Source organism: Parendozoicomonas verongulae, assembly GCF_009711465.1.
Lineage (GTDB): Bacteria > Pseudomonadota > Gammaproteobacteria > Pseudomonadales > Endozoicomonadaceae > Sansalvadorimonas > Sansalvadorimonas verongulae.
Genome location: NZ_SMME01000789.1, coordinates 1 through 15133, shown reverse-complemented (window position 1 = coordinate 15133; position 15133 = coordinate 1). Strand labels below are relative to the sequence as shown.

The 15133-nt window shown below is 52.2% G+C and carries 13 protein-coding genes; 9 read left to right on the top strand and 4 right to left on the bottom strand.

Annotated features, from left to right (window positions below):
* Nucleotides 1-250: 250 nt before the first annotated feature.
* Entirely contained in the window at nt 251-1009 is a 759-nt protein-coding gene (locus tag E1189_RS07360; protein WP_155159387.1) for a hypothetical protein, read from the bottom strand.
* 134 nt (nt 1010-1143) lie between these two features.
* Nucleotides 1144-1509: a hypothetical protein gene (locus E1189_RS07355; protein WP_155159386.1), complete on the bottom strand. Its 366-nt coding sequence runs from the start codon at nt 1507-1509 to the stop codon at nt 1144-1146.
* 143 nt (nt 1510-1652) lie between these two features.
* Between E1189_RS07355 and E1189_RS07350 the strand changes: the two genes are divergently transcribed.
* The 9 genes from E1189_RS07350 (at nt 1653) to E1189_RS07310 (ending at nt 13543) form a co-directional block, all read left to right on the top strand.
* Complete coding sequence (locus tag E1189_RS07350; protein ID WP_155159385.1) at nt 1653-3050, top strand: isochorismate synthase; 1398 nt, start codon at nt 1653-1655, stop codon at nt 3048-3050.
* Nucleotides 3051-3085: 35 nt separating this feature from the next.
* Nucleotides 3086-4786, top strand: a complete 1701-nt coding sequence (gene menD / locus E1189_RS07345; protein WP_155159384.1) for a 2-succinyl-5-enolpyruvyl-6-hydroxy-3-cyclohexene-1-carboxylic-acid synthase — start codon at nt 3086-3088, stop codon at nt 4784-4786.
* Complete coding sequence (menH, locus tag E1189_RS07340; RefSeq protein WP_155159383.1) at nt 4777-5565, top strand: 2-succinyl-6-hydroxy-2,4-cyclohexadiene-1-carboxylate synthase; 789 nt, start codon at nt 4777-4779, stop codon at nt 5563-5565. The genes menD and menH overlap by 10 nt, the downstream gene beginning before the upstream one ends.
* 199 nt (nt 5566-5764) lie before the next feature.
* Nucleotides 5765-6607 carry a 1,4-dihydroxy-2-naphthoyl-CoA synthase gene (menB, locus tag E1189_RS07335; RefSeq protein WP_155159382.1) on the top strand — a complete coding sequence of 281 codons (843 nt, stop codon included), beginning with the start codon at nt 5765-5767 and terminating at the stop codon, nt 6605-6607.
* Complete coding sequence (gene menC, locus E1189_RS07330; protein ID WP_155159381.1) at nt 6607-7596, top strand: o-succinylbenzoate synthase; 990 nt, start codon at nt 6607-6609, stop codon at nt 7594-7596. Before menB ends, menC begins: the two co-directional genes overlap by 1 nt.
* On the top strand, nt 7556-9715 hold the full coding sequence (gene menE, locus E1189_RS07325) for an o-succinylbenzoate--CoA ligase (RefSeq protein ID WP_155159380.1): 2160 nt from the start codon (nt 7556-7558) through the stop codon (nt 9713-9715). Before menC ends, menE begins: the two co-directional genes overlap by 41 nt.
* A gap of 117 nt (nt 9716-9832) precedes the next feature.
* Entirely contained in the window at nt 9833-10828 is a 996-nt protein-coding gene (gene ubiU, locus E1189_RS07320) for a ubiquinone anaerobic biosynthesis protein UbiU (protein WP_155159379.1), read from the top strand.
* Nucleotides 10819-11757: a U32 family peptidase gene (locus tag E1189_RS07315; protein WP_329601935.1), complete on the top strand. Its 939-nt coding sequence runs from the start codon at nt 10819-10821 to the stop codon at nt 11755-11757. The genes ubiU and E1189_RS07315 overlap by 10 nt, the downstream gene beginning before the upstream one ends.
* Before the next feature lie 94 nt (nt 11758-11851).
* Entirely contained in the window at nt 11852-13543 is a 1692-nt protein-coding gene (locus tag E1189_RS07310) for a hypothetical protein (protein WP_155159378.1), read from the top strand.
* 33 nt (nt 13544-13576) lie between these two features.
* Here E1189_RS07310 and ubiT read toward each other — a convergent pair whose 3' ends face one another.
* On the bottom strand, nt 13577-14083 hold the full coding sequence (ubiT, locus tag E1189_RS07305) for a ubiquinone anaerobic biosynthesis accessory factor UbiT (protein WP_155159377.1): 507 nt from the start codon (nt 14081-14083) through the stop codon (nt 13577-13579).
* Entirely contained in the window at nt 14083-14898 is an 816-nt protein-coding gene (gene thiM / locus E1189_RS07300) for a hydroxyethylthiazole kinase (RefSeq protein WP_155159376.1), read from the bottom strand. The genes ubiT and thiM overlap by 1 nt, the downstream gene beginning before the upstream one ends.
* Nucleotides 14899-15133 lie beyond the last annotated feature (235 nt).

Sequence of the window (15133 nt, the reverse complement as noted above, 5' to 3'; positions counted from 1 at the left end):
ATGTCTGGTCTGGAAGATCGAATGTCTGGTTTTGAGGCTGAGCAAAAAGAAACACGCAAGGATATTGCCAGCCTCACCATGCTGGTACGCCAGCTCCTTCCCAATAATGTCAGTTAGTATTTCGCAATAGCTCCAGCGGACGGAGCTGTTCATCCTTCCCTTTCGTGCCCTTAGGATTCACGACGCCCTTTTTCTAATGGAAAGCAGGTGCCAGCACCTTATTCTTTTTTGGAAGGGTAATATCTATTCGTTAACCGGCAGAAGCTTTCATCCCCTCAACCATCGTCTTCAAATCAAAAGGTGTCCAGTATCCTTTGGGGCTGTACAGTTTGCTTCTTTGCTCACTGGGTAGCCCCTGCCTGATAATGCGGGACGAAACCGTCGAGCAGTTCAGGACAAGCAGTTTGTAACGGCGGTTGTTGCGCTGAATGGTAGCCCACATGTTTTTCATGGCCTTAATATCCAAACCGTTCACCTCAATCACCTCTGGTTTACCGTGTTCCATATAATCACCGATAAATGTGTTGAGGTGTTTGTCCACATTAAGGGGGCCCAGTGTACCTTCACCCTTGAAACTCCAGGAGGAGTAAGCGGAGGTATTCTCCATATCAATGCCATGGGAGTTACCCATTAATATGGCAGAGTGGGCTGCCCCATTCATAAAGCCGGGTCTGCTGTTGGGAAAAATCAGTACGTAAGCTTTTTCAGGGTCAGAGAAGGATGTCCACAACTTTTCGGCTGCTTCCCTTGTGGCTGCTGTGTCTGCAGTTTCGCCTGTTAATGTCTTTATACTTCCTTGAAACAAGTGCAGGGGTTTGAGGAAATAGCGATTGATGAAAATGACGATTCTTTCTTTTTTCGTCAAAGATCGCTGTTGAAGTGGTGTGTCAGGAGCCTGGCTGTGTTGTTGCTCCGGCAAGTACTTGTTTTCCTGCCTTGGAGACGGCGTTGTGTCTGGACGATTAAGCACTCTGGATAAGATTTTCTGTGCCCTTGTAATCAGTCCCATGAAAGAGTCCCTTCCTTAATTTCTCCTTTTATTAAAGCAAACTCTTCATGGGATACAGGCTCTAATTCGTTTGTGGATTGGAGAATACTCGGATTCGATTCTTCAACAGATCGTTCCGTTCTCAGGGGTGACAATCAGGATATGATGTGAGTTTTTTTCAACAAAGCCTGGAACCGGGCCTGCTTTTCTGCAGGGCTTAACTCTTCTGCTGGTGGCAGATCGGGGATAAGCGGGCTGGTATCCAGAGCCGGGGCAGATGTCTCATCGGAGGGAGAGTTCAGTGGAGCAGCCGCCGCTGCTAAAGGTGCGTCCTTTCCCTTTTCCATAAACTCATCCATCACATCCAATGCCTCCAGGAGTCCGGCTTCATCGGGATGATCTTCCGGCATGGTATCCAGCTTATTGGCAATGGCTGTGCGAATGCGGAGCAGTTCGTCAGGGGAAGCGGTGCTGCCTTTGTCTGCCAGCCACTGACGGGCAGATTCACCATTGGTTGCCATAGTATGTTTTGATCCTTGAGTTCCAATTGTGGCGGATTCTAACACAGCCTATTCGGTCTGTAGGCTTCTGTTTCGGTATATACCAGCCTGTGAAGTTTCGTTCTGCGACCTAAAATAGTGGCACTTCACAGTTATGACGGATCATGAACGAAAACGTGCATCAGTTTCCATTGGCGTTATCAGTGGCCTGTAGTCTGTTGGCCGAAAAAATTCTCGGGGTGCAACCCGGTAGCGGCTGGCAGCGCCTCGAACAGCCGGTTGAAGCATTAACCAGCAGAGATAATCTCGATCATCTGGCCTGGCTTTCGGCAGGTGAGGGTGTGCGCGTTTTCTGGGCCAGTCGTGATGGCGCACTGGTTTCTGCCGGACAGGGTGTTGCCCTGTCGATTAAATGTGGATATTCACTGCCTTCCCATCAGGCTGTACGTGAAAGCGAGAGTCTGATGCAGGACATATTCGAACACTGCCCTGACGCACGCTTTTATGGAGGGCTGGCATTCTCAAGCCAGCCAGACAGCCACTGGCCGGGATTTGCAGGCGGTGATATTGTTCTGCCCCGCTTTGAGCTGGTGAGAGAATCCGGACGTGTAAAACTGGCCTGTCACCTCCAACTGCCATCGGGCGAGGCTGGTGAAGCCTTAAGAGCGGAACTGGCAGAGCAGGCGCGCAGGCTGAGCACTATGCCTGCTGAGTTCCCGAAGGCTTTGCCCCGGGGAGCACTGGGGAGCCATAAACCGTCATTGGAAGAGTGGCGGCACCAGCTTGATGTTGCATTGGCAGCGCTAGAGACCGACGAGCTGGATAAGGTTGTGCTCTCCCGGGAACAAAAAGTGTCTCTGGATGGCGAGCTGTGTCCCTGGTCAATGCTGGTGTCGTGGCAGAAACAAACTCCGGAAACCTACCGCTTTGCTTATTGGAGTGAGCAAGGAGACTGCTTCTTTGGCGCTTCGCCGGAATGTCTGTACCAACGTCATAACCGTACACTGGAGAGTGAAGCACTCGCAGGTACAGCTCCCAGGGGACAAACCCCCATTCAGGATCGCCAGCTGGCGGTCACACTGCTGGCGGATGACAAAAACCTGCGGGAAAATTCTCTGGTGATGCGTGCCATAACGGATGCTCTGGGTGATTGCAGTGAAACGGTTGAGCCCATCGACACCACTAGCCTGATTAAACTGCGCAGTGTGCAGCACCTGCGTCAGAAAGTCCGTGCTTATTTAAAGCCACGTATTTCCGATGCCGACCTGCTGGAACGCCTGCATCCTACCCCCGCTGTTGGCGGCACCCCCAAGCAGGCAGCTGAATCGCTGATCCATCAGTTGGAGCCCCACCGCCGTGGCTGGTATGCCGGGCCGTTTGGTACGATTGGTCGTGAGTCGGCGGAACTCTCAGTGGCCATCCGCAGTGCACTTTTGCAGGGTCAGACACTGACTCTCTATTCCGGCGTGGGTCTGGTTCCCGGTTCGGTAGCCGACTCCGAGTGGGCCGAGCTGGACAGCAAACTGCGTACAGTGCTTTCGCTGCTCGATATTTCCCTGTGAACACTCTCTTTCAATCATTATTTGTGTCAACGTCCATGTCCCAAGAACTCGACTTTACCAGCCTGTGGTGTGACCTGTTATTTGAAGAGCTGTATCGCAGTGGCCTGCGTGAAGTGTGTCTGGCACCGGGTTCCCGCAGCGCCCCCCTGACACTGGCCGCAGACCGCCATAAAGGATTAACCTGTCACTGCCACTTTGATGAAAGGGGTTTGGGCTTTTTTGCTCTGGGGCTGGCACGGGCCAAACAGGAACCTGTTGTAGTACTCACCACCTCTGGCACAGCCGTTGCTAACCTGTCACCGGCTATCCACGAGGCACAGGAGTCCGGCGTACCTCTGATTATTCTGACTGCCGACAGGCCTCCGGAACTGCTGGGCTGTGGCGCCAACCAGACCATGAACCAATACAGCGTATTTGGTTCAGCCCCGGTAAGAAGTGTCTATTTACCCAGCCCGGAACCTTCACTGCCTGCACGATGGCTGCTGTCCACCATTAGCGAAGCGGCTGCTGTGCTGAAATCCCCTGAAGGCGGAGCCGTTCACATCAACCAGCAACTGCGGGAGCCACTTTACGGGAATGGCGCTGCCCACGATCAAAAGGCATGGCTGGCACCTGTTCAAAGCTGGCTGGAAGGCAATCAACCCATTTGTGAATGGTCATCCTTTCCGGCGGTTATACCGGAGCAAAACCTCCCTCAGCACCAAAAAGTGGTTGTGATTGCCGGTGTGCTCAGCCCTCAGGAAGCCGAAGCGGTCCAACAACTGGCCCAGCGGGCACATTGCCTGTTGATTGCAGATATCCAATCGGGCCTTCATGGCGCAGAGAATGCCTTGAATTGTGCAGACCTGTTGCTGGACAACAGCGATATCCAGGATCAACTGCATCAAGCGACACTGGTTCTCCAGTTCGGACGACGCTTCGTAGGCAAGCGTATTGGCCAGTGGCTGAAAAAATACAACGGTGAGCACTGGTATATTGACCCACGCCAGGATCGTCAGGATGCCTTTGCTTCTGTTACTCGCAGAATCACTGCTTCCATCGAAAGTTTCTGCCCGTCCCTGCAATTCCCGAATCTGGATGCAGCATGGGCCGAAACTCTGAGAAACAGCTCTCGCAAACTCGCAGATGTGGTAGCAACAGCCATTCAACGTGAAGGTGAACTCACAGAATCCTGGGCTGTGGCACAAATTAAGTCAGCTATGAACAGCGAGCATCTGTTTGTAGGTAACAGTATGCCCATTCGCCTGTTTGACAGCCTGAGTACCGGCGTATCCCCTAAGCATGTAGTTGCCAACCGTGGTATCAGTGGAATTGACGGACTGGTGTCGTCTGCAGCCGGGCACTCACAAGGCAGTCAGGAGAAAACCGTTCTGGTAATCGGTGACCTTTCCCTGCTTCACGACTTGAATGCTTTGGCGCTGGCAGCGCGTCATAGGCTGCTGGTGGTTGTTTTAAATAATAGTGGCGGCAGTATTTTCAATATTTTTCCAGTGGCGAACAGTGAGACTCACACCCGATTCTTTCAGGTGGAGCATGACCTGCAATTTGCCGGTGCAGCCAATATGTTTGGCCTGAATTACTGTGCTCCAGCTTCCCGTGAAGATTTTGCCAGTGATTTTCGTGAAGCTCTGACAAGTGACCATGGAGCCTTGATTGAAGTGGTGACACCTCCCGATGAGGCCACCAACCAGTTTGCCCGCCTGAAGCAAAATGCACGGAATACCCAATGGCTGTAAACATCGCGCTCAAGGACCACGGAGGCACAGGAGAAAACTTGATACTGATTCATGGTTTTCTCGGCAGTGGGAACGACTGGCGAAGTGTATTGCCTGCACTCACAAAGCAGTTTCACTGTTACACCGTTGACCTTCCCGGTCATGGGCAAAGCCCGGCAATTAATGATGAAACAACAGATAAATCGCTCCTGCCAGCGATTGCCGATGCTGTTTACAGGGAGCTGCAAAGCCACAACCTTCTGCCTGTAACCCTTCTCGGCTACTCATTAGGTGGTCGAGTAGCGATAAATTTAGCTGCAAGGATGAAAACAGCTGATCTGAGTGGTCTGATTCTGGAGGGAGCACATCCGGGACTCACCACGGATGACGAAAAGCGCCATCGAGTTATAAACGACAACCGCTGGGCAGCACGATTCCAGAACGAGCCGCTGCCAGAAGTCCTGAGTGACTGGTATCAGCAACCGGTTTTTCAATCGCTCACGCAACGGGAAAGGCAGGCTCTGATAGCTGAACGCAGTCTTTTAAGTAACGGTAAGGCGCTGGCGACTATATTGTCTGGTTGCAGTTTGGGTAAACAGGAAAACCTGTGGTCTGTTGTTGCGAAGCTAAACTGTCCGACGTACTACGTGGTGGGAAAGCACGATGAAAAGTTTTCCAGAGTTGCAAACAAGCTCAACGTCCATACAGCCAAAGTTCCTGATGCAGGCCATAACGCCCACAGGGACAACCCAGATAAATTTACAGAGGCTATCCAAAATTTCATAAGCCAGAAGGCGTAGAAGCGAGGTAAAAGTGGTGGAGCCGATTAGCGCCGCAGGGCAAGGACAGCCCATCGGCGCGGGAAACAGCAATTTACCTCCAGCACGGCTGAAGTAACCGATACAAGTCCACACCCAACATATAGAGATATTTCCTAAGCATAAGAAGGCTTAGGAAATATCTTTAACCCATTACCTGATGTAAACCAAAGAGAGAGTTATGACTACATCTCCTATCCGTGACGCCCTGGACTGGAACGATCACTGCGAAGGCTACGAAGATATCCTCTACCACAAGGCAGAAGGTATTGCCCGTATCACTATCAACCGTCCTCGCGTACACAACGCATTCCGCCCCCTGACCGTAATGGAAATGGAAAAGGCCCTGGACGACGCCCGTCGTGACCCGGAAGTGGGCGTAATCATTCTGTGTGGCGCTGGCGGCAAAGCATTCTGCTCCGGTGGTGACCAGAAAGTCCGTGGCGACTCCGGCTACAAAGACGACAAAGGTGTACATCACCTCAACGTGCTGGATTTCCAGCGCCAGATCCGTACCTGCCCCAAGCCCGTTGTGGCGATGGTAGCCGGTTATTCCATCGGTGGTGGTCACGTACTGCACATGATCTGTGACCTGACTATTGCTGCAGAAAATGCCGTTTTCGGTCAGACCGGCCCGAAGGTTGGCTCTTTCGATGGTGGTTACGGCGCCAGCTACATGGCGCGTCTGGTCGGTCAGAAGAAAGCCCGTGAAATCTGGTTTCTGTGTCGCCAGTACGGTGCCAGGGAAGCTCTGGACATGGGGTTGGTGAACACCGTTGTACCTCTGGAAGAGCTGGAAGAAGTCACCGTACAGTGGTGCCGCGAAATGCTGCGTAACTCCCCACTGGCTTTACGCTGTCTGAAGTCTGCCCTGAATGCCGACTGCGATGGTCAGGCAGGTCTGCAGGAGCTGGCCGGTAACGCCACCATGCTGTTCTATATGACCGAAGAAGGTCAGGAAGGTCGCAACGCCTTCGTTGAGAAGCGTGAGCCGGACTTCACCCGTTTCCAGCGTAATCCTTAATGGCCGGGGCGCTTAGCGCCACGGTTTATCAATGGCTCCTGCCACTGACGGGCACCCTTCCGGGTTGTCCGCAAGGTGAACGGCAGGGGCTATTACTGTGGCTTGAAAGAGATGGAAAAAAAGGTTTGGGCGACTGTGCACCGCTGCCTGGCTTTAGCGTAGAAACCCGGGAGCAGGCGGCGCACTCACTTGTGGAATGTGCCCAATGGCTGGTTATGCAGCCGGATATTGAGCGTATTCAAGAGGTGGGTCTGCTGGAAGTCATCGGGAAACAACCCATACCGTCCTCTGTTGTTTTCGCAGTTGAAGCGGCCGTTAAACAGTTGTTGTCAGATACACCTGCTGGTCGTTCAATGATTCCGGTGTGTCGTTTATTGGCAGGAAGCCACGATGATATTGTTCAGGCGGCGGAAGAGCTGGATAGTGAAACACGTCTGGTTAAGATCAAGGTGGCCCGCCAATCTGTCGTTGATGAAATTAAACTGATTCAGCGGCTGGATAGCGTTCTTCCAGAGCGTGTGAAAATCCGGCTTGATGGTAACCGGGGCTGGAACCTGAAGGATGCATTGATATTTTCCCGCGCCATCCCTCACCAGCGCATCCGTTTTATTGAAGAACCACTCACAGATGCTGAGGAACTGCCGGCCTATGCTGCCAGTGGTGGCTTGCCGGTGGCGCTGGACGAAAGCCTGCAAGGGACACAAACCCTGCCTGATTATTTTACAGGGCTGGCGGCACTGGTTGTTAAACCCACGCTGTCAGGAGGTGTGCATCGCTGTCAGCAACTGGCGGACTTTGCCCACAAACATAATCTGGAGCTGGTGATCAGTTCTTCCTATGAAAGTCCTGTAGGAATAGGTACTCTGACGCGCCTGGCCTTACAGTTAGCCCCACACACCGCTTCCGGTCTGGATACTCTCAGTATTTTTCAGGAGAACAGGATTCCTCGTGAACAGCTCCACGCTCTCTGGTCCAGCGACCAACCCTGATCACACGTATCAGGATCAAACACCCCGCGCGGATCAATGCCCCCTGGAATGGCAGGTTTCCCATAACCCTGATGGTTTAGCCATTATGGCCGGTGAACTGTACTGGACATGGCAGGAGCTGGAGAGGCGCGTGCAGACTATGGCCTGTGGCTTACGCGCCCATGGGTTAAGTGGAGGCGATGTGCTGGCACTCTCCTGCGCAAACAGCCCCATGCAAATGGTGTTGATTCTTGCCTGCCTGCGTGTCGGTATTGTTGTTTTGCCTCTGAATCCCCGTTTTCCAGAAGAGAAAGTTCGCAGCGCTCTTGAGCTGGCGGGGGCTTCCGGGTTCTGGAGCGATGATCTTTCTGTCTCTGGTTGGGATGGCATCACTTTACCGGACAGTCTTCATAAACTGGAAGGCGAGCCTCAAACCTTTACATGGGATGACAGCCGTGTTTGCACCCTGGTGATGACCTCCGGCAGCAGTGGTTTTCCCAGGATGGTGGCCCACTGCTTTGCAAATCATCGTGCCAGTGCCCTGGCTTCAGGGAAAGTGATTCCACTGGGAGTGGGGGATAGCTGGCTGCTGTCTTTGCCCCTGTTTCATATTGGTGGATTGGCCACAATGTTTCGCTGCTTGCTGTCGGGTGCAGCGATTGTATTTCCCGACCACCGCTCCAACCTCGCACAAACGCTGATAAAACGGCAGGTGACCCATGTCTCCATGGTGAACACCCAGCTTTTCCGCTTGTTGAAAACCGAAGGCTTTGCGTTTGAAAAAAGTGCCGTACGTTATCTATTGATGGGCGGTGGTTATGTGTCAGGGGCACTGGCCGAGCAGTGTCAGCGGGAAGGAGTCACGGTTCTTACCAGCTATGGCATGACAGAAATGGGATCGCAAATCTGCACAGGTGAACCGGTGTTTTTAGCGTCTGGGGCATTAACCTCTGGCAAACCTCTTTCTCACTGCGAAGTGCACATTGCTGATGACGGTGAAGTACAGGTGCGGGGGCAGTCCCTGTTTTGTGGTTATTGGAAGCAAGGGGAACTGACTCGGCATCTAAACGACAATGGCTGGTTTTGTACCGGGGATACCGGGTTGTGGCTTGGAGATAAAATACAAATCAATGGCCGTATCGATAGCCAGTTTATATCTGGGGGGGAGAATATTCAGCCGGAGGCTATTGAGCGAATTTTACTGGAAATCAGTGGGATTGAGCAGGCTGTAGTGGTGCCGGTTCCTCATCTGGAGTATGGTCAGCGCCCCGTCGCCTTTATAAAAGGTGCTGATTGCCAGCAGAAAGCTCTATGGCAATCCCATATTCGCAACAGGTTACCAGGTTTTATGGTGCCTGATCAGTTTTTACCCTGGCCCAATGCAGGCAAAGGCTCCCAGTTAAAGGTGAACCGCCGGGAGTTGGAACAGCTTGCCCTTAAGCTGCAGGCAGAAACATGCCGCCAGGAAGATGTACACAGGGTGAGTGGCCCCGTGTTGGAGCAAACCATGATAGACAATTCCAACGCCGCAGTGTCGGCGGATGATGATGGTGCAGGCCAGTCCGATGCATCGCCAGGCACTTCCAGGGCATTTATTGCGTTCATGCTGCCTCTGGATTTAGCAGCCGCAGTTCATAAAAAGGTGCGCAGGTTTGGCCCCTCGTCGGATACCCGCCGGATACGTTGGACCCCTCCACAAAACTTTCATCTTACTCTGCGCTTTCTAGGGGAGAGTACCCCAGAGCAGCTGCAGATTGTGGCTGATGAACTGCGCATCCGGTTGAGTGATTTTCAGCGGTTTGTGTGCATGAGCGGTGGAGTAGAGTATCTGCCCAATCATAATCACCCAAGAGTTATGACCTTGAAGATACACTCTGGCCGTCGTATGGAAGATTTGCACAGCCTGTGTGAAGAGGTTGCCAGCAAAGCTGGTTTTGGCCCAGATAACCGTCTTTTCCGCCCCCATGTGACACTGGCTCGCACACAAGACACCGGTAAGCGCGACACTTATGCGGCTTTTACTGTTCCGTGGCGTTTGCCCGGATACCGTTTACAAGTGGGTGAAGTGGCTCTGGTGTCCAGCGAGTTGAGCCATGACGGCAGTCGCTACCAAATACTGGAGTCTTTTCCGCTTGCGTAAACAGGTGACGTTATAATGGATGTTTCGGTTTGTACCTGTGTTGATTGGTGTCAATACTCACCTCTGTAACTGCAGGTAGAGTGCAGGCTTACTTTGCACTGACACCTGGGGTTGCTCATGGAGCTGGTTTGTCCCGCGGGTAGCCTGCCAGCGTTAAAGGCTGCTGTGGATAATGGAGCCGATGCCGTCTATATCGGCTTTCGTGATGATACAAATGCTCGCCACTTTGCGGGTTTGAATTTTAATGATAACAAGGCCCGTAAGGCACTGGATTACGCTTCTAATAAAGGCGTAAAAGTGCTGGTGGCCATCAATACCTATCCCCGTCCTGGCGGCTGGTCCCGCTGGACATCCGCTGCGGATCTGGCCATTGACCTCGGTGCCCATGCAGTGATTGCAGCAGACCCGGGTGTGCTGGGTTACGTACGGGATAAACACGCTGACATCCGCCTGCACCTCTCTGTGCAGGCGTCTTCTACCAACCTTGGATCACTGTCGTTTTATAAGGAACGTTTTGGCGTAAGCCGTGCGGTGTTGCCCCGGGTGCTCTCTTTATCTCAGGTTCAGGCGCTGGCGAAAAACAGCCCGGTTGAGTTAGAAGTGTTTGCCTTTGGTTCCCTGTGCATTATGGCCGAGGGGCGCTGCTGGTTGTCCTCTTATCTGACATCGGAATCCCCCAACACGGTTGGTGCCTGCTCTCCAGCAAAATATGTGCGCTGGGAAGAAAGTGAATCCTCCATGAATACACGCCTGAATGGCGTTTTGATCGACCGGTTTGCTCCTGATGAGCGAGCTGGTTATCCCACTCTGTGCAAAGGGCGTTATGAAGTGAATGGCAAACTCCAGCATGCACTGGAAGAGCCAACCAGCCTGAACACCATTGCCCTGATTCCCCAACTGGAACAGGCGGGCATTAGAGCGGTAAAAATAGAGGGGCGGCAGCGCAGCCCGGCGTACACGGCAGAAGTGACCCGCGTCTGGCGTGAAGCTCTTAATACCTACAAGGCCAATCCGAATGGTTTTGCCCCGAGGGATGAGTGGCAATCTACTCTGGCAGGCCTGTCAGAAGGGTGTCAGACAACACTGGGTGCCTATCACCGGGCGTGGCAGTAACACTGGAGGTGGATGCGTTGAGAACGGAAACTATGGAAATCACCCTTGGGCCACTGCAATACTTCTGGGAAAAAGAACAAGTACTGGCCTTTTATAAAGATGTATGCGAGTGGCCGGTGGGTCGGGTCTATCTTGGTGAAACCGTATGCAGTAAGCGTCGTCAGTTGAAGCTGGATGACTGGCTGGGGATTGCTGAACAGTTGCAGGCTGCCGGGAAAACAGTGGTTCTTTCTACCCTGGCGCTGCTGGAATCCGCCTCTGATCTGGCGATGTTGCGCAGGATTTGCGACAACGGTCGTTTTACTGTTGAGGCCAATGATATGGCAGCGGTACATAGACTCTCCGAATTAGGGAGGCCTTTCACTACCGGGCCACTTTTCAATATTTATAACGCTTTAACTCTGAAAGAGCTGATTGACTGTGGGCTGGAGCGGTGGACGCTCCCGCTGGAACTGTCGGGCAATGATCTCTCTGCCATTCTTGGACAGGCAGATGAATTGGGTTTAACTGGTCGCTTTACAACGGAAGTTTTTGTCTGGGGGATGATGCCGCTGGCCGTATCAGCCCGGTGTTTTACCGCCCGTGCCCATAATCTGCCCAAGGATCAGTGTCAGTTTGTGTGCAAGGATTATCCCGATGGCCTGGCTGTCCATAATCAGGAAGGTGAACGTGTTTTTACCCTCAATGGTATTCAAACTCAGTCTGGCCGGTGTCTGAACCTGCTGGGTGACGTGTCTGGTATACAGAAGCGAGGTGCTCAGGCTGTTCGAGTGTCTCCTCAGGCTGAGGGTACCCATGAAGTGATTCTGGCTTTAAAAGGGAAGCCTGGCGAAGGGACTGACTCTGAGTGGGTAAGGGGTAACAACACTTGTCAGGGTTATTGGCATGGTACTGCTGGAATGGTACCCATGGCAGATATCACACCATAAGCGCTTGCCGATTAGTGAATAGCGACTATTTTCACAGGCCGACTGTTAACGGATTCTTATAACGGTGCAGCATACTTTCTGTTGCAGGTTGCCTATGAAGTTTGTCGAAAAGTGTGTCAGTCTTGCCCGGATCTGTACGCCGCTTGTTGCTGTTTCCGGGGGCGTTCAGGCTGATGACATCAGGCTGGATGAGCTGTATGCCATTCGCTATGGCAAAGTGATTGCCTGTCACAGCCTGAGTGCTGATCATGATGGAACCTATATCTTTGATCGTTACCTGCTGGCCCCATCCAGAGTGACCAGCAAAAACAACATTCTCCAGGAGTTTGTTGATGATAACGCGCTGGCAGACCTTGAGAAGGGCAGCGCAGAAAGGTCGAAAAACTCTAACCGTATGCCTTTCTATCATGAACATTATCGTCTGGATGGACAGTTCAATATTGACCATGGCACTGTGACGAAAGGGGAGCTTTCCTTATCTGGCAGCCGTTTATTCATGGAGGATATTCCCGCCGAGTATTGCCGGTTTGCGGATGATAAGCTGGAACCCTGTGGCGATGGGCAATGCCAGAATATCCCGGGCCTGACCCTTGAAAACGTCGTTGGTATAAACCTGCCCGATGACGACCATACAATGGTCACACACCTCGCTATGCCTTCCGGAACATCCCCCCTCATACTGGTGGCCCATGGCTGGTCAAAACACTATCAACAAGTGTACGATCCGCTGCATCGCCTTTATGACGCGACAGCGTTGACTTCAGACGAGTTCGGTGATTACACCTACAGCAGTGCTTCTACTGTTGCAACTCTTGGTCTTCTGTCCAGTGCTGTAACATTGTCCATAATACCTGCTGCATTAACGGTAGGGTCTGGTTTGGCGCTACCGTTGTCCTACTTAAGTGCAGGGGCGATATTGGCCTGTATTTATACATCTTTAAATACCAGCCAGCCGCCACCGGATAGAGTGAAGAACCGCCAGCAGGCGTTGGCTAAAGAGCTGGCGGATGTGGAGAGTCATTTGACCAAAACGCGTACCAAACGAGAGGTCGCGAGTAAACTGCTGCGGGAGCGCTATGGCTTGATGGGTGACTCTCAGGAAGAGCTTAAAGGATACTTGCAGGTATACGGAAATCGCACCAGTGAGCACTACATTAACACACTGGCAGAGCGGGATGATCTGGAGAAGCTCGAAGGGCAACTGCGTGAGGCCGAGCAGGAACTTAAGGCGATTAATGAAAAAGGCAAAACTATTCATCAGTTAAATATTCGTTTACAGGAGCTTGATAATCAGATTGCCAGCTTGAGTCGTGGCTCTCTAAGAGCTGATGTAGAAGAGCCATATTCACAGCCAGATGTTGTGCTCCAGTCAGAGGATAAGCTCCCCCTTGAGTCACTACAGGGCATGGCTTTTTCTGCAGGAGATTCTCGCCAGCAACAGAATCAGCTGGAATTCCTGAAGTTTGAACGGCGCAATCTTGCTCTTGAAAGAGATTATCTTGTGCTGGAAAGTCAGTCATTAGTGCGAACGCGGGGAACTGTCCAGAATGCCATGCAACGTATACACATGCTGAAAGATTCCCTGAACAGAAAGGATACTGTTTATGAACGGGAAATTGGTGAACCAAAACGTTTACTTGAGGGGCATCTTGCCGTCATAGAAAATTTGGCGAGTTTAATAGAGCGTAGAGGTGTGCTGAATAAGAAAATTGATGAAGTCGGCATGCACAGAGAATTGCTGATGTTGATAAATCTGTATCAGGAGTATCAGCGCCAGCCACGCTGATACTCCTGATGTACCAAGTAGCCATAGCATTGCTTATAGGCTTCTTAGTGAACCGGTGTGCTTTAGAAATTGCTGTAGCTCACCACTTTTTCTTAAAGCCCATTGGACAGCTTTAGGAAACTGCTCAAGCTCTACTGCATCCAGCATATTTTTAATGGCCAGCCCCAGCTCTGTATCCCCTTCGATAGTTAGCTTACGATTGAAAAACAGGGTGTCGGGGTCTTCCTTACGTGTGGCCAATGCCAGAAAGCTCACACTGTCGCCACGGAAAACCACATCACAGGGGCGGGGGCTGGTGAGCTGCATTTTTTGATCAGAGATTGTGAGATAGAAATCCAGTTCAAGGTCTGTTATCGACACTTGAAGCCACCTGCCGTCCAGAGCGTCAAATTCATCTTCACAGAGAGGCTCTTTGAAGGCATGATTCAGAGCCTTCTCCAAAGGTCTGTTGCGCACTTCCCACGGTATCACCCGCACAGGCTGAAACAGCCAGGAGGCAGGAGGGTGGGGCAAGCGGCTGAGAGTATCGGTGATCCCCATTATTCTTTTTCCGTTTCTGTTATGTCCATACGCAAGTGGTCACCCAGCGATTCAGGAGTGAGACAGTACAGCTCATCGAGAATATTGAGTTGCAGGCTGCCAGGTCCACGGCTGTTCTGGCTGGCCATTTCACCTGCTACACCCAGACAGGCGAGGGCGGCAGTAGCTGCCAGAAGAGGAGATGCTACTGTGCCAAGAAATGCTCCCACCAGAGCGGAGGCAGTACAACCTGTACCGGTTACCCGTGCCATCATGGGGTGCCCGTTGGACAACCTGAGCACTTGATGACCATCAGTAATCACATCTGTGGCACCGGTAATGGCAATAACTGTGTTGTGTTTGCGTGCGGCTGCAACGGCAACATCTGCCACAGACTGGCTGTCTAACAGGCTGTCAACACCACGGCCTCCGCTTTCCCCTTTAAAAAGGGCAAGAATTTCTGAAGCATTGCCCCGCACGACAGAGGGGTTGTATTTCAGTAGCAGACGAGCAGTATCCAGTCGGAAGCGTGTTGCACCTGCTCCCACCGGGTCAAGAATCCACGGCTTCCCGGAAGCCTGGGCATGGCTGGCTGCGCACTTCATAGACATCACTGTACGACCGGTCAGCGTACCGATATTGATCACCAGACTGTTAGTGATATCAGTCATAACAGGCGTTTCCTCTGTCGCATCCGACATGATGGGAGACGCCCCCAGAGCCAGCAGAGCGTTAGCCGTGTTGTTCATCACAACAAAGTTCGTCATGTTCAGAACCAGAGGCGTGTTCTGACGCAGTTGAGCGAGGCTGTCGAGAAGGTTGTCTTTGAAAGTCATTTTCGAATGATCCGTAGGTTTCCGAGGATTGTAGCAGCCGTTTTTCCTGTACCCTTTTGATGTAAGTCATCCGTGTATCTATCTGAGGGCTATGAAGAAATAAGGTGACTGGGTCATTTACCCCTCACAGTGCGATGTTTACGATGTGTGCGCTGGTGCCTGGTGAGAGTACCAGAAGTCGTGAAAGACTTGTTACACCCGCCCAGGTCACAGACAAAGGGTCTCTCCCCTGTGT

Bases quoted from the DNA above. Each gene is read 5' to 3' on its own strand.
- menC (WP_155159381.1), top strand. From the start codon at position 6,607: ATGGCCGGGGCGCTTAGCGCCACGGTTTATCAATGGCTCCTGCCACTG.
- menB (WP_155159382.1), top strand. From the start codon at position 5,765: ATGACTACATCTCCTATCCGTGACGCCCTGGACTGGAACGATCACTGC.
- E1189_RS07310 (WP_155159378.1), top strand. From the start codon at position 11,852: ATGAAGTTTGTCGAAAAGTGTGTCAGTCTTGCCCGGATCTGTACGCCG.
- ubiU (WP_155159379.1), top strand. From the start codon at position 9,833: ATGGAGCTGGTTTGTCCCGCGGGTAGCCTGCCAGCGTTAAAGGCTGCT.
- ubiT (WP_155159377.1), bottom strand. From the start codon at position 14,083: ATGGGGATCACCGATACTCTCAGCCGCTTGCCCCACCCTCCTGCCTCC.
- thiM (WP_155159376.1), bottom strand. From the start codon at position 14,898: ATGACTTTCAAAGACAACCTTCTCGACAGCCTCGCTCAACTGCGTCAG.
- menH (WP_155159383.1), top strand. From the start codon at position 4,777: ATGGCTGTAAACATCGCGCTCAAGGACCACGGAGGCACAGGAGAAAAC.
- E1189_RS07350 (WP_155159385.1), top strand. From the start codon at position 1,653: ATGAACGAAAACGTGCATCAGTTTCCATTGGCGTTATCAGTGGCCTGT.
- E1189_RS07355 (WP_155159386.1), bottom strand. From the start codon at position 1,509: ATGGCAACCAATGGTGAATCTGCCCGTCAGTGGCTGGCAGACAAAGGC.
- E1189_RS07360 (WP_155159387.1), bottom strand. From the start codon at position 1,009: ATGGGACTGATTACAAGGGCACAGAAAATCTTATCCAGAGTGCTTAAT.
- menD (WP_155159384.1), top strand. From the start codon at position 3,086: ATGTCCCAAGAACTCGACTTTACCAGCCTGTGGTGTGACCTGTTATTT.